This is a genomic window from Micromonospora palythoicola, from assembly GCF_036689795.1.
Taxonomy (GTDB): Bacteria; Actinomycetota; Actinomycetes; order Mycobacteriales; family Micromonosporaceae; genus Micromonospora; species Micromonospora palythoicola.
In genome coordinates this window covers 59819-78331 of record NZ_JBAGKI010000001.1, presented here as the reverse complement: position 1 = coordinate 78331, position 18513 = coordinate 59819, and the positions used below count along the sequence as shown (strand labels likewise).

Here is an 18513-nt window from a genome sequence, read left to right as displayed (position 1 = left end):
CTTGCCCCGCAACGGCGGGGCGTGGGACTTGGCACGACAGTTACACGGCGTAGACTCACCACCCGTGATTCAGCTTGAGCAAGTGACGAAGACGTACCCGAAGGCGTCGCGGCCTTCGCTCGACAACGTGTCCGTGTCGATCGACAAGGGCGAGTTCGTCTTCTTCATCGGCCCATCCGGCTCCGGCAAGTCGACCATCGTCAAGATGCTGCTGCACGAGGTGGTCCCCAACAAGGGGCGCGTCGTCGTCAACGGCAAGGACGTCACGTCGATGCGGTCCTGGAAGCGCCCGCACTTCCGCCGCTCGATCGGCTGCGTCTTCCAGGACTTCCGGCTGCTGCCCAACCGCACCGCGTACGAGAACGTGGCCTTCGCGCTGGAGGTGATCGGCAAGACCAAGGCGGTGGCCCGCCGGGTCGTGCCGGAGGTGCTGGAACTGGTCGGTCTCGGCGGCAAGGAGCACCGCTACCCGCACGAGCTCTCCGGTGGTGAGCAGCAGCGCGTGGCGGTGGCCCGGGCGTTCGTGAACCGTCCGCTGATCCTGCTGGCGGACGAGCCGACCGGAAATCTGGACCCGGACACCTCCATCGAGATCATGCGCCTGCTGGACCGGATCAACCGCACCGGAACCACCGTCGTGATGGTCACGCACGACTCCAACATCGTGAACCAGATGCGCCGCCGCGTCATCGAGATCGAGAGCGGCCGTATCGTTCGCGACCAGGCCCGCGGCGTCTACGGGTGACGGCACCTACCCACCACACCCCGATCTGACGACGAACACCTCACGCCGGAGAGCCGGAGGAAATCCCGATGCGGATGAAATACGTCATGTCCGAGGTACTGGTCGGACTGTGGCGCAACGTGACCATGACCATCGCGATGATCATCACGATGGCGGTCTCGCTGACCATGCTCGGTGCCAGCGGCCTGATCTACACCAAGGTCGCCGACATGAAGCAGTTGTACTTCGAGAACATCGAGGTCTCGATCTTCCTGGACGCCGAGGTGACGGACGAGCAGCGCAGCGCCATCGCCACCCAGTTGGAGTCCGACCCGCTGGTCTCACAGGTCACGTACGTCAACAAGGACGAGGCCTTCCAGCGGTTCCAGGAGATGTTCCGGGACTCGCCGGACCTGCTCAGCGCGGTCAAGGCCGACCAGCTTCCGGAGTCGTACCGGCTCAAGCTGGTCAACCCGGAGGAGTACAAGACCATCTCCGACCAGTACACGGCGGTCGAGGGGGTCGACCAGGTCGTCGACCAGAGTCAGGTGCTGGACAAGATCTTCAACCTCTTCACCGCCGGGCAGAACATCGCGCTCGTCGCCGCGATCGCGATGGCGGTCGCCGCGCTGCTGCTGGTCGCCAACACGATTCAGGTCGCCGCGTACAGCAAGCGTCGTGAGGTCGCCGTCATGAAGCTGGTCGGCGCGTCGAACTGGTTCATCCAGGCGCCGTTCGTGCTGGAGGCGGTGGTCGCCGGTCTGATCGGCTCGATCCTGGGCCTCGGTGCCCTGATCGCCCTCAAGATATTCCTCTTCGACGGTGCGCTCAGCGCCCTACAAGGGCTCTTCGCGCCGGTGAGTTGGGGCGAGGTGTTCCTGACCTTCCCGGTGATGGCCGGCGTCGGTGGCCTGATCAGCGCGGTCACCGCCTGGGTCACCCTCCGTTTCTACCTGCGGGTCTAGTTCGCCGCCCGAGGGCCCTTCCACGCCGGAATAAACGGCGCGGGAGGGCCCTTGTCGTTCGGGTAGCATGATCTCCGCTCGGCAGCCGGCCAGGTCGGCCACGGGCGACAGCGAAAGGAGGTGGCGCGGCGATGCCACGGGAGAAGGGGCGCAAGGTCGTCGCCTCCAACAAGAAGGCGCGTCACGACTACGCCATCCTCGACACGTACGAGGCGGGCATGGCGTTGACCGGCACCGAAGTGAAGTCGTTGCGGGCCGGACGGGCCTCGCTTGTCGACGCGTTCGCGCAGGAACGGGACGGCGAGCTCTATCTGCACAGCATGCACATCCCCGAGTACGTGCAGGGCACCTGGACGAACCACGAGCCCCGACGCACCCGCAAACTGCTGCTCAAGCGGCTGGAGATCGACCGGCTGATCGGCAAGCTCCGGGAGAGCGGGCTGACCCTGGTGCCACTGCAGGTCTACTTCTCCGACGGTTGGGCCAAGGTGGAGATAGGCCTGGCCAAGGGCAAGAAGGCCTACGACAAGCGCCAGGACCTCGCCAAACGGGACGCCGACCGGGAGATCCAACGCGCGGTGGGGCGGCGAGGCAAAGGGATGAACGACTGATTTGTCCGGAATTTCCCGCCCGGTGCGTCGCTCCGGGCTCGGGATGATTCCGGTTGCGGCAGGCGTTACGCTTGTCGGAGCCGCCGGAGATCGGCGGCCTGTCGAGGGGGTGACTGGTTTCGACTTCGTACGTTGCGGCAGGGGAAGCGAGCCGAGGAAGCCGACGTCGTCTCGAGAATCGTTCGTCGGAAACCAATAAGCGCCAAGAACAATCGCGCTGACTTCGCTCTCGCCGCCTGAGGCGAGTAGCAAGTCTGTCGGCCTGGGAGCGCCTTCGACCCAGTTAGCCGGCATCAGCTAGAAGGCTGGCCAACCGGACCCGGTCGCGGGGTCCGTGCGGCGAGATCAATCAGCGACTGGGCCCGTCACACCGACTCGCTCGCGTGATCGGAGGGGCCGAGTAGAGGCACAGCGAGCTGCGCTCGGAGAAGCCCTGACAAGGCGGCGAAGGACCCGGGTTCGATTCCCGGCACCTCCACCACCTGACTGCGCGCCCCGGTCACCCGACCGGGGCGCGCAGTCTTTTGCCCGCTCGCCCCGGTCGGCCGACGTCAGCGGTACCCGGCGACGGAGTCGCCGGGCGACGCGGCGGCCGGGCAAGACGACCGCCGGGTAAGACGATCGCCGGGCAAGGCGACGGCCGGCATTGCGGGGCACGGGAACCAGCCGGCGGGCACTGCCGTCGAAGTCGTTATGCGTCGTGTCCTCGCCCTGTTGGGTCTGCCACTGCTGATGATGGCCGCCGGTTGCGCCCCGGCGGGCAGCGAACCGACCGGCCCGGGAATCCCGAGTGACCGGCACCAGGCGTTCGAGCAGCGTGCCACGGCGGTCGCGCAGGCGTGGCGCCCAGGCGCGGCGTGGAGCGACGGCTACGTGCCGCTCCAGGAGCCCACGGTGCTCGTCGGTGAGCCCGCGTTCACCGAGGAGACCAAACTCGCCTTCCACGCCGGCTGGTACCGGCAGCAGGTGCCGTTGCCGCCGGGGCGGCCGGCCGACGGCACCGTCCGCTTCCCGGACGGGGAACTCCGGGTACCACTGGTCAGCGCGGCCGAGGCGTACCAGCAGATCGACCAGAGCGACCCGCCACCGTGTCCCGGGCGGCCGAAGGACCCGGGCACGCCGCCGCCGGCCAACCCACCGGACGGGCCGGACGCCCCGGTGAGCAGCGGCCCGCAGGCCGCCTGCATCCCGCTCACCGTCACCGGTGTCGAGCTGGGCGCCGCCCCGGTGCGGACCAGCCGGGGTGAGGCGCGGGTGCCGGCGTGGCTGTTCACCGTCGAGGAGATCGACGCCGTGGTGGCCCGGCTCGCGGTGGCATCCGACGCCGTGGGCGCCCTGCCCGAACCGGTCGTACCGTCCGCGCCCGCGCCGCAGAATCTGGTCAGCGCGCAGGACGTCGAGTCCGCCGACGGTACGACGTTGAACTTCCGGCTCGGCGTCGGTAGCTGCGACACCGGGATCACTCCACTGGTGCAGGAGCACGATCACGTGGTCGTGGTCGGTGGCACAGTGGTGCGGAGCACCGGAGTCTGCGACGACATGCTCAGGCTGGAACCGGTCACCGTGACGCTGCGGGCACCGTTGGCGGACCGACCGGTCCTCGACGTGGTCAGCGCGGCGCCGCTGCGCTTCACCGCCAGCTGACGTCATCCGGTCCCGGGGTGGCGTCGGCCGGGGCCGTCCTGCCCCCCGCTGCCCACCAGGTTCAGAGAATCGGCGGCACGTCGGTGCGGATCGGCACCGGCAGCACCGTCGGCCCGTCGGCCCGCAGCGCCGTGGCCAGTGCCTCGCCGAGTTGGTCGGGATCGTCGGCGACGGTGGTGGCGCACCCGTAGCCGCGGGCTATCGCCGTGACGTCGATGCCGGGCAGGTCCAGCCCGGGTACGCCCGGCGTCTGCTTGAGTTCCGCAAACGCCTTGAGGATCGCGTACTGCTGGTTGACCGGTACGACGACGGCCAACGGCAACCGCAACTGGCTGGCGGTCCAGAGCGCCTGGACCGAGTAGTGGAACGAGCCGTCGCCGATCACCGCGATCACCGGCCGGTGGCGACCGGTGTCCCGCTGGGCCAGCGCGATGCCGACGGCCGCCGGCAGGCCGTACCCGAGACCACCGCTGGCCATCGTGAAGTACGACCCGGCAGTGTCGAAGCGCAGGCGGCGCCGCAGCGCCGAAAGGTTCGACGGGGACTCCTGCACCAGCACCCCGTCGGCGGGCCAGTGCCGGGCCAGCGCGGCGAAGAGTCCGTCGGCGCTGAGCGGAGAGGAGTCCTCCACCGGCGGCGGCGCGGGCCGGGCGGGTGGGGCTGGCCGGTCGGCCGGTGGCACCAGGTCGGCCAGCGCGGCGAGGGTGAGCCCGGCGTCACCGAGGAGGCTGTCCCCGACCGGGGCCCGGGCCGCCTCCTCGGGGTCGTCGGTGACATGCAGCAGCCGGGCACCGTCCGGCAGCGTCTCACCGGGCACGTGTGGGTAGTACCGGAACACCGGGGCGCCGACCACCAGCACGGTGTCGTGCCCGCGAAGCTGGTCGGCCAACGGGCCGATCGCGAACGGCAGCACGCCCCGGAAATGCGGATGATTCTCCGGGAAGGCGGTCCGCTCGGGTGCGGGCGCCGACCAGACCGGGGCGATCAGCCGCTCCGCGAGGGCGACACCGGCCTCCCACGCGCCGGCCCGGTCCACGGCGGCGCCGTACACCAGGGCCGGTGACCGACTCGTCGCCAGCGCCGCGGCGAACTGACGTAGCCGCTCGGGATCGGGAGCGAACCGGGTGGCCACCGTGCGGGCCTGCGGCGGCGGGTCGGCCGGCTGGGCCCAGTCGTCCAGCGGCAACGAGAGGAAGACGGGCCCGGTCGGGGGTTGGATCGCGGTCGCGTACGCCCGCATGAGCGCCGCCGGGACGTCCTGGGCCCGGACCGGCTCGTGGGCCCACTTGACGTAGGGCTGGGGCAGTTCGGTGGGGTGACGGGCGGTCAGGCGGGGTTCGAGCAGCAGCATCTCCCGGGTCTGCTGTCCCGCGGTGACGATCAGCGGGGTCCGGTTGTGCCAGGCGGTGACGATGTTGCCCATGGCGTTGCCGGTGCCCGGCGCGGTGTGCAGGTTGACATGCGCCGGTGCCCCGGTGACCTGCGCGTAGCCGTCGGCCATGCCCACCGCCGACGCCTCGTGCAGTGCGAGCACGTAGTGGAAGTCGTCCGGAAAGGCGTGCAGGAACGGCTCCTCGGTGGAGCCGGGGTTGCCGAAGACGGTGGTCAGGCCCAGGGCCCGGAGCAGGTCGTAGGTGGTGTCGCGGACCGTTGCCATCGCTTCTGAATGTATCGGGGTGACTCGGGAGTAAAGGGCATTTCGCCGCTGCTCCCAGCTGAGTTTCCTACCGCACCGACCATTTGCGGGTCAGGTGGTGACGGGTTGCCCGGCCCCGCCGACCGTCTGTCGATCACCCGACTGTCAGGCCTTCGCCTGGATCGGGGGCGCAAGCTATGGTGCCAGGCATGGCGATGACAGCGCGGATGTCACCGGTTGGGCCCACCGTCGACGAGTGTCACCGGTTCCGCCTCCCCGTGCGCGACTGACGGGTACGCGTGATGCAGGGAGAGGGGCAGGCGATCGGCGGGCAGGCGACGGAGTCGATGACCGGGAAGCTGCTGGTGGCGACACCGGCGCTGAAGGACCCGAACTTCGACCGTACCGTCGTGCTGCTGGTCGCGCACGAGCCCGGTGGTGCGCTCGGTGTGGTGCTGAACCGGGCCACCGAGGTGCCGGTGGCGGACGTGCTGCGCGACTGGGGCGACCTGGCGCGCCATCCGGCGGTGCTGTTCGAGGGCGGCCCCGTGCAGCCCGACTCCGCCATCTGCCTGGCCCGGCTGCGGTCGCCGGTGCGCCGCCTCAAAGGCTTCCACCAGGTTTCCGGCGCGGTCGGCACGCTCGACCTGTCGGTCGACCCGCAGCGGCTACGGGAGAACGTGCAGAGCATCCGGGTCTTCGCCGGGTACGCGGGCTGGGGTAGCGGCCAACTGGAGCAGGAGATCGAGGACGGCTCCTGGTTCGTGCTCGACGCGCTCCCCGGTGACGCGTTCGTCGACCGGCCCGACGACCTGTGGCCGATGGTGCTGCGCCGCCAGGGCGGCATGATGGCAGCGGTCGCGTACTTCCCGCCCGACGTGGCGCTGAACTGACGACGTCGGCGGGCACCCCCGCGAGATGACCATGCCGACGGGCGTGTGTATAGTTCTTCCCGTGCCCGGGCGACCGGGTGCGACAACAAGGGGCCGTGGCGCAGCTGGTAGCGCACCACACTGGCAGTGTGGGGGTCAGGGGTTCGAGTCCCCTCGGCTCCACCCTTGTTTGCTCAGTTCAATCGGCATTGGTCATCGGCCAATGCCGATTTTCTGATCATCGTGTTCACAGGTGTGCTCACACGACCGCCCCACACTGCTGCTCGATGACGGGCGGCAGATCGGGCCTGGTACCGCTCTTCAGCAGGCGTTTCGCTGTGATACTGCCGGCGGGCCTGATCGAGGCTGTGGCTGCCATCCCCGGGCGGCTCTCCACGGAGTCCTCGCCCGACCTCGGCGCCGCTCTCATCTCGGTCACGACCGGACGAGGCGCACGCCGGTCGCGAGCAGCCAGACGAGCCAGGCGACGAACCCTAGGAGCCCGACGAAGATCAGCGGCGAGCCGTCGGCGATCGCGAGGTTGCCCAGCCCCGCAGCGAGCAGCAGGCTCCCGCCCGCCATGCCCAGCAGGCGCTGCCAAGCCGGAGTCAGCCCGCTCGCGTGTGTGGCGAGGGCCGAGCCGATGCAGGTGGTGCCGAGCATCGGTAGCGCCAGCGCGAACGCCGCTGCGTGAATCTGCCAGACGAGCCGGAACGCGGGCGTCGGCTCGGCGAGCGCGCTGGCGGAGAGCGCGAGCCCGATCTGCAGGACGTTGACAAGCACGAAGATGGCCGACAGCGTTGCGCCAGCGGCCGAGGCAAGGCGCGACCAGTCGGTGCCCGCTGCGCCGCGCCGCTCCACGAGGCCGTGCAGGCCCGTCACGAACACGAGCAGCAGCGGTAGGTACAGGGCTACCAGAGCGGACACAGTCGCGACCGCGTCGCGGTTGGCCGCGTAGTAGGCCAGCACTTCCTCGATCGGAGCGCCGTAGGGCAGCGCGCCCGTTACCGCAAACAACACGTTCTCTGTCACCACCAACACCGCGAACGCGATCGCTGCGGCACCGACGAGCCGGCCTCGGACGAACCAACTGCGGGCTGGCGTGGTGGCGGTGTTCTTCGGTGATCCCATCTCTCACTCCTTCGTCGCGGTCGGATGACCGGCGGGTTGTCGAGCGGGTTCGAGGGTTTGTTTCGTTAGTTCGTACACCGTACGTCGTACAGCGTACTACAGTTTGGTACACCGTACGATGATCGTATGCTTGGCGATTGTCAAGCCGTGCGAGCGAGTGAGGAGACCCGTGTCCGGGAAGAAGAAGCGCCAGGTCGCGCCCGACGTGGGGCTGAGTAAGCAACGGGTGGTGATCGAGGCCATCCGGATCGCCGACCGCGAGGGGGTCCACGCGCTGAGCATGCGCCGGCTGGCCGGCGCGCTCGGCGCGGGCGCGATGTCGCTCTACTACTACGTAGCGAACAAGGAGGAGCTGCTGGACGCCATGATCGACAATGTGTTCGAGGAGATCGAGTTCCCGCCCGACGAGACCGACTGGCAGTCGGCGATGCGACAGCGGTCGGTATCCGCCCGCCAGGTTCTCGCACGCCACCCGTGGGCGATCGGCCTGATGGAGTCGCGGACATCGCCGGGGCCCGCGCACCTGCGCCACCGTGAAGCGGTCACCGCCTGCCTGCGCAGGGCTGGCTTCTCGGTTCTGATGGCGACGCACGCCAACTGGTTGCTCGACGTCTACGTCTACGGTTTCGCCCTGCAGGAAAGCAGCCTGCCGTTCGACACCGCCGATGAGTTCGCGGACATGGCCGAGGACGTCTACCTGCCGCAGCTTCCTCCTGACGAGTTCCCCTACCTCAACGAGTCCGCCGCAGCGCTCGTCGCTGCCGGCTACGACCCGGCAGAGGAGTTCATCTTCGGCCTCGACCTCATCCTGGCCGCCCTCGAGCCCCTGAGAGCCTCCACATAGCAACGCTCACCGAGCGTCGCGGGCCACCCGCAGGCGGGATCCTCGGCCGCGCACGCGGCGGCCGGGTTCCTGGTGTGGCTGTGCCTTCCAGCCAACTCTGGACTGGGTACTCGCACTGATCTTTGCCAGTTGGACGGCACCGAGCGCCTATCCCTGACCGGCCGACGGAAGCGGCCGGCCACCCTCCGCGCCGCCGGCACCGGGTGCCCCGTCGACCCTCGCGCGCGGTGGCGGGTGCCAGAATCTCGAGGTGCCGGGTGGCTGGTTGCTGTGCTGACGGATGACGATCTCACGCACGAGCGTGGGCCGGCGCGCCGGCAGTTGCGGGACCTGGGACGGCCGCTCGTCGTCCTGGTCGCGCCGCTGCTGGTGCGTCTGGCCAATCGGGACAAGCGGTTTGTCTGGACGGAGGAGGAGGTGCGCGGCCATGCCCGGGACTGGCCGCCCTCCGGTGGGGACGCCGAGATGGCGAACCTCTTCCGCTTCCAGGCGTGGTTCGGGCTGAGCATGGTCCCGCTGGCGGTGTACAGCGTCGCGTCGCTGCTGCGCTCGGATCCCACCGCCAGCAATCCCGGGCACGAGGCAGTCATGACGGTCGCCGTGACCGTGGGCATGTTCGCGCTGGGAATGGCGACGGTGAGTGGGCTCAAGTGGGCGCTGTCGCAGTACTTCACACCGGATCTGGATCGCCGCCTCGGGCCTCCCCGCCGTCGTGATCCGCGGCCGGTCCGGCGGCGGCCGGGCTTCCTGGTCCGGTTGTGTCTGCCGTCGAACCTCGACTGGGTGCTCGCACTGATCTTCGCCAGCTGCATGGCTCCTACCCTCTATCCCGGGGCCGGAACGTAACGGCAGTTCCCGCTTCCGAAGAGCCTCGGCGGCGAAGGGTAGTGCCTCGTCAGGGACCGACATGACATGGCCGGCACGGGTTGCCCGTGCCGGCCACGTCGGTGGTGGTGCGATTCAGCTGGCGTACGCCTCCAGTTCCCAGAGCGAGTGACCCCACGCGGTGCCTCGGGCGGTGCCGTAGATCCGCAGGTAGCGGCCATTGGCACCGAGCGCGGTGTGCTCGTCCACCCCGCCGTCGGCCCCGGTCACCGTCTTCACGTCGACCCAGGTGGTGCCGTCGTTCGAGGTCTGGATGCGGTACGAACTGCTGTACGCCGCCTCCCAGCTCAGCTTGACCCGGCCGATCGCGGTCGGGCTGCCGAGGTCGACCCGGATCCACTGCGGGTCGGAGAACGCCGACGACCAGCGGGTGGTGAGGCTGCCGTCCACCGCCTGGGCGCCGGACATGCCGGCTCCCTCGCTGCTGGACGTCAGCGTCGGCTTGTTCAACAGCAGGTTGGTGCCCGGCTGTGGCCCGCCGGCGCCGCCGTACACCTCGAACTCGAACAGGGAGTAGCCCCAGCCGGTGCCCCGGGTGGTGCCGGTGAGCCGCACGTACCGGCCGGAGCCGGTCAGCCCGGTGAGGTCGTCCACGCCGCCGTCGCCGCCGGTCACCGTGCGGATGGTGGTGAAGTTGACCCCGTCCGGCGAGGTCTGGATCTGGTACCCGCTGCCGTACGCCGCCTCCCAGGTCAGCTTGACCCGGTTGATGGCGTACGTGGCACCGAGGTCCACGTCGATCCACTGTGGGTCGCTGAACGCGCTGGCCCACCTGGTGCCGAGCGCGCCGTCGAACGCGTTGGCGGCGACGAAGGCGTCCTGCACGCTTGAGGCGCGGGCCGGCTTGCCCCGGGCCAGGTTGGCGCCCGGTTCCGGGCCGGGTCCGGGGCCGCCGCCGGGGCCGGTCGAGAGGGTGAACTCGTCGATGTCGAAGTACGGTCCGGTGCCCTTGAAGACCAGGAACAGGGTGCGGGTACCGGTCGGTGCGGTGATCGCGCCGGTGACCGTGGCGAATGTGGCGTACCCACCGGTCGGCACCACCGTCGCCTGGCCGACCAGCGGTCCGGTGGGGGAGTCGACCCGCAGTTCGAGGGTGCCGCCGCCGCCCGCCGGGGCACCGACCCGGGCGCTGAACGACTGGATGCCGGTCAGGTTGTACGGGTGGAACGAGATCCAGTCGTTGTTGTCGACGTACCCGATCGCCGCGCCGCCGTGGGCGCTGCCCGGGGTGACGACCTGGATGCCGGACGAGTCGCCGAAGTGCTCGGCCTGGCGTACCCGTGGTTGGAGGACGGCCTGGGTGTGCGTGGTGAGCGGGGGCTGGCCGGCGCCACCGAGGTCGGTGTACTCGGCGTCGATGATGCCGAAGATGTTCGCCGCGGTGTCGTGCTCGCCGTCGACCGAGGTCTGGATGACCCCGGAGCAGCCCTGCACGCTGCTGATCTGGTGACCGTGCGAGTCGTGGCCGAGGACGTAGTTCACCTTCACCCGGGCGCAGTCGATCGGGCCGTCCTGCGCGTCGGTGACCGTGACGCTGAACGGTACGGCGTCGCCGAAGGTGAACGTGGACCCGTGCAACGGCGTGTTCACGGTGACCACCGGCGCGCTGTTGCCGACCGTGATGACGGTGCTCGCGGTTCCGACCTTGCCGGTGCTGTCCCGGACGGTCAGGGTCGGGGTGAAGGTGCCGTTGGTGGTGTAGGTGAACGTCGGGTTCGCCGCGGTCGAGTCGGTGGTGCCGTTGCGGTCGAAGTCCCAGGCGTAGGTGAACGGGTCGCCGTCCGGGTCGAGCGTGCCGGTCGACGAGAACCGCACGGTCAGCGGTGCGACGCCGCTGGTCGGGGTGGCCGAGACGACCGCACGGGGGGCTCTGCCCTCGCGGGCGTACTCGATCCGGTAGAGGGCCGAGTTGGCGTCGCCGTTGAACCAGCCGGTGCCGTAGTCGAGGACGTAGAGCGCGCCGTCCGGGCCGAACTCCATGTCCATGACCTGGGTGCCGGTCCACGGGAACGGGTTGATCTTCAACGGCTGGCCGGCCGGGTCGAGCTTGATGTTCTTGATCCAGCGGCGGCCGAACTCACCTGCGAAGTACGTCCCGTCGTAGTACTCCGGAAACGCCACGGCTGAGGTGCTGTCCGGGTCGAACCGGTACACCGGACCGCCCATCGGGGACAGACCACCACCGGTGAACTCCGGCGGGGACCCGGATCCGCCGTACGGCAGCCAGGCCGGGACGGCCGGCGGCAACTGGGTGAGACCGGTGTTGTTCGGCGAGTTGTTCACCGGCCCGTTGGCGCAGTCGAACTTCGGTCCGGACGGGCCGGACGGGAAGGTGTAGTCGTTGTACGCGTCGTTGCGGGCGGTGCAATAGGGCCAACCGTAGAAGCCGGGCCGGTCGATCCGGGCGAACTCCACGTTGCCCGCCGGGCCCCGGTTCGGGTCGGCGGTGCCCGCGTCCGGACCGTAGTCGCCCAGGTAGACGACGCCGGTCTCCTTGTCCACGCTCATCCGGAACGGGTTCCGGAAGCCCATCGCGTAGATCTCCGGCCGGGTCCGCGCGGTGCCCGGCGCGAACATGTTCCCCGCCGGGATGGTGTACCCGCCGGCCGCGCTCGGCCTGATCCGCAGCACCTTGCCGCGCAGGTCGTTGGTGTTGCCTGCGGTGCGCTGGGCGTCGAAGGCCGGGTTGCGGCCGGCCCGCTCGTCGATCGGGGTGAAGCCGCTCGACTCGAACGGGTTGGTGTCGTCGCCGGTGGACAGGTACAGGTTGCCGGCCGCGTCGAAGTCCATGTCGCCGCCGACGTGACAGCACATGCCCCGGCTGGTCGGCACGTCCAGGATCAACGTCTCGCTGGCCAGGTTGATGGTGTTGTCCGCGTTGGCGGTGAACCGGGACAGCCGGTTGACGCCGTCCCACCGGGCGAAGTCCGCCGGCGTACCGGTGGCCGGTGCTCCGCCACCGGGGGTGTCCAGCGGTGGCGCGTAGAACACGTACACCCAGCGGTTGGTGGCGAAGTTCGGGTCGACCTTGATGCCCTGCAGGCCCTCCTCGTCGCCGGTGTAGACCGGCAGTGTGGCGGCGACCTTGGTGTTGCCGGCCGCGTCGGTGTGCCGGATGACGCCGTTGCGGGAGGTGTGGAACACGCCCCGGTCCGGCAGCACGGTGAGGCTCATCGGCTCGCCCGTCTCGGCCGCGCCCTTCGCCAGCTCGACCTGCTGGAAATTGCTGGTCACCGTGGGGCCGCAGTCGGCCTCGGCCGCGCCGGCCGCGCTCATGATGCCGCCGAGCAGGTGGGCCCGGAAGTTCGGCTCGGCGTACGACTCGTCGGTGTGCCCGAGGCCGGTGTACCAGGCCCGGCCGCCGGAGTAGTTGTGGCACCAGGAGATCGGGTGGTCGTACCCGTTGCCCCCGCCGCTGTAGGTGCTCTCGTCCAGGGTGGCGAGCACGTGCACGCTGCCCCGGGGGTTGGTGCGGTAGTTGTACCACTCGTCCAACCGGGTCCAGCGCTGCGGCAGCGAGGCGGTGGACGGGTGCACCTGGTCGGCGACCTTGATGGTCGCGGTCTGGTTGGCCGGATGCGAGGCGAAGTACGCCCCGACCAGCCCGCCGTACCAGGACCACTCGTACTCGGTGTCGGCGGCGGCGTGCACGCCCACGTACCCGCCACCGTCCTGGATGTACCGCTCGAACGCGGCCTGCTGGCTGGCGTTGAGTACGTCGCCGGTGGTGGACAGCCAGATCACCGCGGCGAACCGGTCCAGGTTGGCGTCGGTGAACTGGGCCGCGTCCTCGGTGGTCTCGACGGTGAACCCGTTGGCCGCGCCGAGCTGCTGGATGGCGGCGATGCCGGGGACGATTGATCCGTGCCGGAATCCGGCGGTCTTGCTGAAGACCAGCACGGTGAACGGTGCGGCGCTGGCCGCGGGTGGCACGGCGACGATGCCGCCGGCCACGAGTATCGCGCTCAGTACGGCGCCGAGCCACGATCTCAGAGATCTGCGCACGTTGGGTCCCTTCGAGGACGGCGTGCGCCGATCACGCCTGGTGGGGTGGAGGTGGTGGAGCCGAGCATGCTCGCGGCCCGCTCAACGCGCCGTCGCCGGTGCGAGCGTGAGGCATGTACATACATCGTTACGGTTGTGTCACGGGCGCGTCAAGCACTCCAGCGTTATTCGTGAGAGCGTTATCTCGGCAGGTCAGCGATGACTGGTAGATCTCGTCTGAGGGGCCCGCTCAGGGGAGGGTGAAGTCGAGTCGGGTGACCTGATCGGCGGTCACCGTCGCGGTCTGCGGGGCGCTGTTCCGTTCGCCGGTGCGCACGGTGATCTCGTACCGACCCGGCGGGAGCCGCCACTCGTAGCGGCCGGCGTCTCCGGTGAGGACGCCGATCTCGGGGATCGCCGGCGCGGGCTCGTCGAGGGCGGTGACCTGCACGGACGCCTGGCGTACCGGCTCGCCCGCCGGGGTGGTGACGGTGCCGGTCACGGTTCCGGTCGGGCTGGTGCTGCCCGGCGGCGGGGGCGGCCCGTCGTCCGAGACGGGTTCGTCGCCGCCGAAGGCCAGCAGGCTCGCCCCGATCAGCAACGGCACGGCGATCAGCAGGGCGAGCACCCCGAGACGCGTCCTGCTCATGACTGCTCCCTCACGTGTGATGACGGACAGTAGCTGGGACGTGCTCGGGATGCCGTCGGTTCCGTGCGGGTGGGCGGCAGTACGCACACCCACCCGCACGGGACAACTCGGGTCAGCTGTTACGCCAGGTGATCAGATTGTTGAAGACGCTCTCGGTGATGCGGGTGCCGTGGTTGTTGGTGGAGTGCGGCGAGGAGCCGTGCAGGCCGTACGCGTGGATCGCCATCACGCACTGCCCGGTGCAGTACGAGCTGCCGGCGGCCCGGGTCTGGTAGACCGGGCTGCCGCTCTGGCAGCCGAAGGTGTCGTTCTGGTAGAACACCTGCCGGGCGTGGGTGACCGCGACGGTCTGCCCGGCGTGCCGCCACTGCTGGCCGAAGGTCTTGTCGCACGGGTAACCGCTGACGGTGGTCGCGGTGCCGGTCAGCGAGGCGCTCTGCCACCACATGCCGAACCAGCCGGTGCTGTTGCCGGCGGCGCAGCTCAGCCGGATGGCCCCGTAGTCGTACGTCTCGTCGCCGTTCTGGGTCCAGCCGTTGACCGACAGCAGTTGGGTGGCCGTGCAGGTGCCGTACGGCGTCGACGTCCCGTTGCGGCCCGGGATGATCTGGAAGTCTCCGCGCGGGTAGAAGTTGTTGCCACCGCCGCCGTTCTGGCCGCCACCCGGGTGCACGCAGTGCCCGGCGGTGGCGATGATGCTCGGACCGTAGAGCCAGCCGGTGCAGCCCCAGGTGGTGCCGTTCGTGGTGCGGACGATCTGGACGATGGCGCTGGACGGGAAGACGGTGGTCGGGTCGACCCGGACCCGGTTGTCGGTGCCGATGACGCTCTGGATGCCGATCGAGTCGCCGTCGGTGGCCGCGGGACGGGCACCGGTGTCGAACCGGCTGCCTCCCGGCCCGGCCTTGCCGGTGCCGACCGATCCGGAGGTGCCGGAACCCCGTACTCCGTCGAGGCCACGTTGCACGGTGGGCAGCGCGGCGGCGGCGGGTACGGTGCCCGAGTCGGCGACCGCGCCGTGCGCCCCGGTGCGGGCGGCGGTGGTCGGAGCCTCGGCGGTCGGTGCGGCGGTGGCCGGCGCGGCGGCGAGCGTCGCCGTCAGGACGGTGGTGATCCCGATCGCGAGGACGATCCCCGCTCGGGTTCGGCTGGTCGGTACGGACGTCACGAGAGCCCTCCTCATCGAAGCTGGACGCTTCCGAGGGGCAAGCTATATCGACCAGTTTGATCCACTCTCGGGTTTGTCTGTCCATCGACACCTCTACGGTTAGTTTCGGACAGATCACTCACCGTTCCGCCGAGCCGCCACCCCGACCCCCACCCCGACCCCGCAACAGCCGTGCCGCTCCGAACTCCCCGATCTTGCACTTTCTGTCGGGGCAGATCCGTTGTTGTCCGGCATTTCGGCGACCGAAAGTGCAAGATCGCGGGGCGGGTGGGGTGGGGGTGGATCAGCAGATGCGGGCGGGGGTGGGGACGGCGTCGGGGCCGTCGTTCTGCACGGTGGTCAGGTTGGTGAGGGTGGTCTCGGCGATGTTGTGCAGGCCGTCCTCGGTGAAGAACGCCTGGTGGCCGGTGATCAGCACGTTGGGGAAGGTGGTGAGTCGGGCGAAGTCGTCGTCGCCGAGGACCCGTTCGGAGCGGTCCTCGAAGAACAGGTCACTCTCCTCCTCGTACACGTCGAGGCCGAGGTAGCCGATCCGGCCGCTCTTGAGCCCGTCGATCACGGCCCGGGTGTCCACCAGCGCCCCGCGGCCGGTGTTGATCAACATGACGCCCTCGCGGCACAGGGCGATCCGGTCGGCGTCGATCAGGTGCCGGGTGTCCGGGGTGAGCGGGCAGTGCAGGGTGACGATGTGCGACTCGGCGAGCAGCCGCTCCAGCGGGACGTACTCCACCCCGGCGGCGACGGCCGCCTCGTTCGGGTACGGGTCGCTGGCCAGCACCCGGCAACCGAAACCCGCCATGATCTGGGCGACGCAGACGCCGATCCGCCCGGTGCCGACAATGCCGACCGTACGGCCGTGCAGGTCGAAGCCGAGCAGACCGGCGAGGGCGAAGTTGTGTTCGCGTACCCGGTTGTAGGCGCGGTGGATCTTACGATTCAGCGAGAGGATCAGGCCGGCGGTGTGCTCGGCCACCGCGTGCGGTGAGTACTCCGGCACCCGTACCACGGTCAGCCCCAGTTTGCGGGCGGCGACCAGGTCGACGTTGTTGAAGCCGGCCGAGCGCAACGCCACCACCCGGACGCCGACGTCGGCGAGCTGGCCGAGCACTTCGGCGCAGAGGTCGTCGTTGACGAAGGCGCAGACCGCGTCCGACCCCTCGGCCAGCCGGGCGGTCTGCGCGGTGAGCCGAGGTTCCAGGAAGGTCAACTCGTGACCGGCCGCGGCGTTCGCCTCGCTGAGGAACGTCCGGTCGTACGGCTTGGTGCTGAACACTGTCACTCGCATGGCCCACCTCCACCTTCACGCTAGAGCCGGACACCGGCCGGGGGCGGCGTCCTCGGCCGGTCAGCTCAACCGGGCGTCGATGTCGGCCAGTTCCTCGGTGGTCAGGTCGAGGTTGTCCACGGCCGCGATGTTCGCCTCCAACTGGGAAACGCTGCTGGCGCCGATGATGAGGCTGGTCATCCGGGGGTCGCGCAGCGCCCAGGCGAGCGCGAGCTGGGCGAGGGACTGGCCCCGGCGCTCGGCGATGGCGGCCAGTCCACGGATGGTGGCCAGCCGCTGCTCACTCACGTCGCTCTCGTCGAGGAAGACGCTGGTGCGCACCCGGGAGTCGGTCGGGATGCCGTCGAGGTAGCGGTCGGTGAGCAGGCCCTGGGCCAGCGGGCTGTAGGCGATGCAGCCGGCGCCGACCCGCTCCAGCGTGTCGAGCAGCCCGTCCTGCTCGGTCCACCGGTTGAACATCGAGTACGCCGGCTGGTTGATCAGCAACGGGGTGCCCAGGTCGCGCAGGATCGCCGCGGCCCGCTCGGTCTGCTCGGAGGTGTAGTTGGAGATGCCGACGTAGAGGGCCTTGCCGGAGCGGACGGCGGCGTCGAGAGCGCCCATCGTCTCCTCCAGCGGCGTGTCCGGGTCGTACCGGTGGCTGTAGAAGATGTCGACGTAGTCCAGGCCGAGCCGGCGCAGCGACTGATCGAGTGAGGCGATCAGATTCTTGCGGGAACCCCACTCACCGTACGGCCCGGGCCACATCAGATAGCCGGCCTTGCTCGAGATGATCAACTCGTCGCGGTACGGCTTGAGGTCGCCGGCGAGCATCCGGCCGAAGTTCTCCTCCGCGGAGCCGGGCGGTGGACCGTAGTTGTTGGCCAGGTCGAAGTGGGTGACGCCGAGATCGAAGGCGCGTCGGACGATGTCCCGCTGGCGCTCGAACGGGCGGTCCGGCCCGAAGTTGTGCCACAGGCCGAGCGAGATCGCGGGCAGCCGAAGCCCACTGGCTCCGCTGCGCCGGTAGGTCATCTGGTCATAGCGCGTGTCGGCGGCGAGGTAAGTCACGATCATGACCATATCCCGAGGTACGGTCGCTGGCCTGAGCTGCGGCCGTGGTGCGCCGCAACGGGTAGCGTCGACGTATGCGTTACGTGCGGCTCGACACCGCGAAGCCTCTGTCCAGGATCGGTCTCGGTACGTGGCAGTTCGGTTCGCGGGAGTGGGGATACGGCCCCGACTATGAGCGGCTGGCGGCGACCATCGTCCGGCGCGCCGTCGAGCTGGGCGTGACCCTCTTCGACACCGCCGAGATCTACGGATTCGGTCGCAGTGAACGGCTCCTCGGCGCGGCACTGGCCGCCGACCGGGACAAGGTCGCCATCGCCACCAAGATCCTGCCGGTGCTGCCGGTCGCGTCGGTGGTGCAGCAGCGGGCAGTGGCCTCGGCGGCCCGGCTCGGGGTCACCGCCATCGATCTGTACCAGGTGCACCAGCCCAATCCGGTGGTCAGCGACCACCGGACCATGCGCGGGATGCGCGTGTTGCAGGAGATCGGCCTGGTCGCCGAGGTCGGGGTGAGCAACTACAGCCTGCGCCGCTGGCAGGTGGCGGAGGCGGCACTGGGCCGGCGGGTGCTCAGCAACCAGGTCCGCTACAGCATGCTGGACCGCAAGCCGGAGGAGGATCTGCTCCGGTACGCCGAACAGGCCGGTCGGCTGGTCATCGCGTACAGCCCGCTGGCGCAGGGCTTCCTGTCCGGGCGGTACGACGCGAACCATCCGCCGGTCGGCGCGATCCGCCGGGCCAACCCGTACTTCCTGCCGGAGAACCTGGAACGTGGCGGCGCGTTGATCGAGACGCTGCGGCAGGTGGCCGCCGCGCACGACGCGACGCCGAGCCAGATCGCCCTGGCGTACGTGCTGCGTCACCCGAACGTGGTGGCCATCCCCGGTGCGTCGAGTGTGGAACAGTTGGAACGCAACGTCGCCGCCGCCGAGATCGATCTGACCGACGACGAGTACGCGGCACTTGTCAACGCGGCCCGGGCGTTCCGCCCGGTCACCGGGCTCGCGGCCGTACCGAGGCTGATCAGGTCCCGCACGCGCGGCTGAGGGTCCGTCGTGTCCCAGG

At 69.6% G+C, this 18513-nt stretch carries 15 protein-coding genes, 1 tRNA gene and 1 other RNA gene; 10 read left to right on the top strand and 7 right to left on the bottom strand.

The features are described from left to right. The first annotated feature begins 64 nt into the window (after window positions 1-64). From ftsE to V5O40_RS00295, 5 genes are all read left to right on the top strand, one after another. Complete coding sequence (ftsE, locus tag V5O40_RS00315) at window positions 65-745, top strand: cell division ATP-binding protein FtsE (protein ID WP_093406596.1); 681 nt, start codon at window positions 65-67, stop codon at window positions 743-745. Between the two features lie 68 nt (window positions 746-813). Beyond that, entirely contained in the window at window positions 814-1689 is an 876-nt protein-coding gene (ftsX, locus tag V5O40_RS00310) for a permease-like cell division protein FtsX (RefSeq protein ID WP_269739712.1), read from the top strand. Window positions 1690-1820: 131 nt separating this feature from the next. Further along, entirely contained in the window at window positions 1821-2300 is a 480-nt protein-coding gene (smpB, locus tag V5O40_RS00305; protein ID WP_093406601.1) for an SsrA-binding protein SmpB, read from the top strand. Window positions 2301-2405: 105 nt separating this feature from the next. Further along, window positions 2406-2781, top strand: a transfer-messenger RNA (tmRNA) gene (gene ssrA / locus V5O40_RS00300). A gap of 212 nt (window positions 2782-2993) precedes the next feature. Then, window positions 2994-3944, top strand: coding sequence for a hypothetical protein (locus tag V5O40_RS00295; protein ID WP_332903533.1), 951 nt, complete (start codon window positions 2994-2996; stop codon window positions 3942-3944). 61 nt (window positions 3945-4005) lie between these two features. Here the strand turns inward: V5O40_RS00295 and mdlC are convergent, their stop codons facing one another. Beyond that, complete coding sequence (gene mdlC / locus V5O40_RS00290; RefSeq protein ID WP_332903532.1) at window positions 4006-5601, bottom strand: benzoylformate decarboxylase; 1596 nt, start codon at window positions 5599-5601, stop codon at window positions 4006-4008. Window positions 5602-5882: 281 nt separating this feature from the next. On the opposite strand from mdlC, the gene V5O40_RS00285 reads away from it, so the two are divergent. Beyond that, window positions 5883-6473: a YqgE/AlgH family protein gene (locus V5O40_RS00285; protein WP_269739708.1), complete on the top strand. Its 591-nt coding sequence runs from the start codon at window positions 5883-5885 to the stop codon at window positions 6471-6473. 89 nt (window positions 6474-6562) lie between these two features. Beyond that, window positions 6563-6635, top strand: a tRNA-Ala gene (locus V5O40_RS00280). A 252-nt stretch (window positions 6636-6887) separates the two neighbouring features. Here V5O40_RS00280 and V5O40_RS00275 read toward each other — a convergent pair. Further along, window positions 6888-7583, bottom strand: a complete 696-nt coding sequence (locus V5O40_RS00275) for a hypothetical protein (RefSeq protein WP_332903531.1) — start codon at window positions 7581-7583, stop codon at window positions 6888-6890. A gap of 169 nt (window positions 7584-7752) precedes the next feature. Here V5O40_RS00275 and V5O40_RS00270 point away from each other — a divergent pair, with 169 nt between their 5' ends. Together V5O40_RS00270 and V5O40_RS00265 are read left to right on the top strand one after the other, a co-directional pair. Continuing rightward, the gene (locus V5O40_RS00270) at window positions 7753-8427 is read left to right on the top strand and encodes a TetR/AcrR family transcriptional regulator (protein WP_332903530.1); all 675 of its coding nucleotides are present in this window, start codon (window positions 7753-7755) and stop codon (window positions 8425-8427) included. Between the two features lie 270 nt (window positions 8428-8697). After that, window positions 8698-9273 carry a hypothetical protein gene (locus V5O40_RS00265; protein ID WP_332903529.1) on the top strand — a complete coding sequence of 192 codons (576 nt, stop codon included), beginning with the start codon at window positions 8698-8700 and terminating at the stop codon, window positions 9271-9273. A 114-nt stretch (window positions 9274-9387) separates the two neighbouring features. Here the strand turns inward: V5O40_RS00265 and V5O40_RS00260 are convergent, their stop codons facing one another. From V5O40_RS00260 to mgrA, 5 genes are all read right to left on the bottom strand, one after another. Then, the gene (locus V5O40_RS00260) at window positions 9388-13317 is read right to left on the bottom strand and encodes a ThuA domain-containing protein (protein ID WP_332903528.1); all 3930 of its coding nucleotides are present in this window, start codon (window positions 13315-13317) and stop codon (window positions 9388-9390) included. A 229-nt stretch (window positions 13318-13546) separates the two neighbouring features. Further along, window positions 13547-13945, bottom strand: coding sequence for a carboxypeptidase-like regulatory domain-containing protein (locus V5O40_RS00255; RefSeq protein WP_332903527.1), 399 nt, complete (start codon window positions 13943-13945; stop codon window positions 13547-13549). A 112-nt stretch (window positions 13946-14057) separates the two neighbouring features. After that, entirely contained in the window at window positions 14058-15113 is a 1056-nt protein-coding gene (locus tag V5O40_RS00250; RefSeq protein WP_332903526.1) for a trypsin-like serine peptidase, read from the bottom strand. A 283-nt stretch (window positions 15114-15396) separates the two neighbouring features. Beyond that, entirely contained in the window at window positions 15397-16398 is a 1002-nt protein-coding gene (locus tag V5O40_RS00245) for a 2-hydroxyacid dehydrogenase (protein WP_332903525.1), read from the bottom strand. A 60-nt stretch (window positions 16399-16458) separates the two neighbouring features. After that, window positions 16459-17454 (bottom strand): L-glyceraldehyde 3-phosphate reductase, encoded by a 996-nt coding sequence (gene mgrA / locus V5O40_RS00240; protein ID WP_332903524.1) that lies wholly within the window; start codon window positions 17452-17454, stop codon window positions 16459-16461. 71 nt (window positions 17455-17525) lie between these two features. Here mgrA and V5O40_RS00235 point away from each other — a divergent pair, with 71 nt between their 5' ends. Then, window positions 17526-18494 carry an aldo/keto reductase gene (locus V5O40_RS00235; RefSeq protein ID WP_332903523.1) on the top strand — a complete coding sequence of 323 codons (969 nt, stop codon included), beginning with the start codon at window positions 17526-17528 and terminating at the stop codon, window positions 18492-18494. Window positions 18495-18513: the final 19 nt, after the last annotated feature.

What these genes read in the sequence shown, in the direction of transcription:
- mgrA (WP_332903524.1), bottom strand. Translation starts at nt 17,454, where the DNA reads ATGATCGTGACTTACCTCGCCGCCGACACGCGCTATGACCAGATGACC.
- V5O40_RS00295 (WP_332903533.1), top strand. Translation starts at nt 2,994, where the DNA reads ATGCGTCGTGTCCTCGCCCTGTTGGGTCTGCCACTGCTGATGATGGCC.
- ftsX (WP_269739712.1), top strand. Translation starts at nt 814, where the DNA reads ATGCGGATGAAATACGTCATGTCCGAGGTACTGGTCGGACTGTGGCGC.
- mdlC (WP_332903532.1), bottom strand. Translation starts at nt 5,601, where the DNA reads ATGGCAACGGTCCGCGACACCACCTACGACCTGCTCCGGGCCCTGGGC.
- V5O40_RS00275 (WP_332903531.1), bottom strand. Translation starts at nt 7,583, where the DNA reads ATGGGATCACCGAAGAACACCGCCACCACGCCAGCCCGCAGTTGGTTC.
- smpB (WP_093406601.1), top strand. Translation starts at nt 1,821, where the DNA reads ATGCCACGGGAGAAGGGGCGCAAGGTCGTCGCCTCCAACAAGAAGGCG.
- V5O40_RS00235 (WP_332903523.1), top strand. Translation starts at nt 17,526, where the DNA reads ATGCGTTACGTGCGGCTCGACACCGCGAAGCCTCTGTCCAGGATCGGT.
- V5O40_RS00245 (WP_332903525.1), bottom strand. Translation starts at nt 16,398, where the DNA reads ATGCGAGTGACAGTGTTCAGCACCAAGCCGTACGACCGGACGTTCCTC.
- V5O40_RS00255 (WP_332903527.1), bottom strand. Translation starts at nt 13,945, where the DNA reads ATGAGCAGGACGCGTCTCGGGGTGCTCGCCCTGCTGATCGCCGTGCCG.
- V5O40_RS00285 (WP_269739708.1), top strand. Translation starts at nt 5,883, where the DNA reads ATGCAGGGAGAGGGGCAGGCGATCGGCGGGCAGGCGACGGAGTCGATG.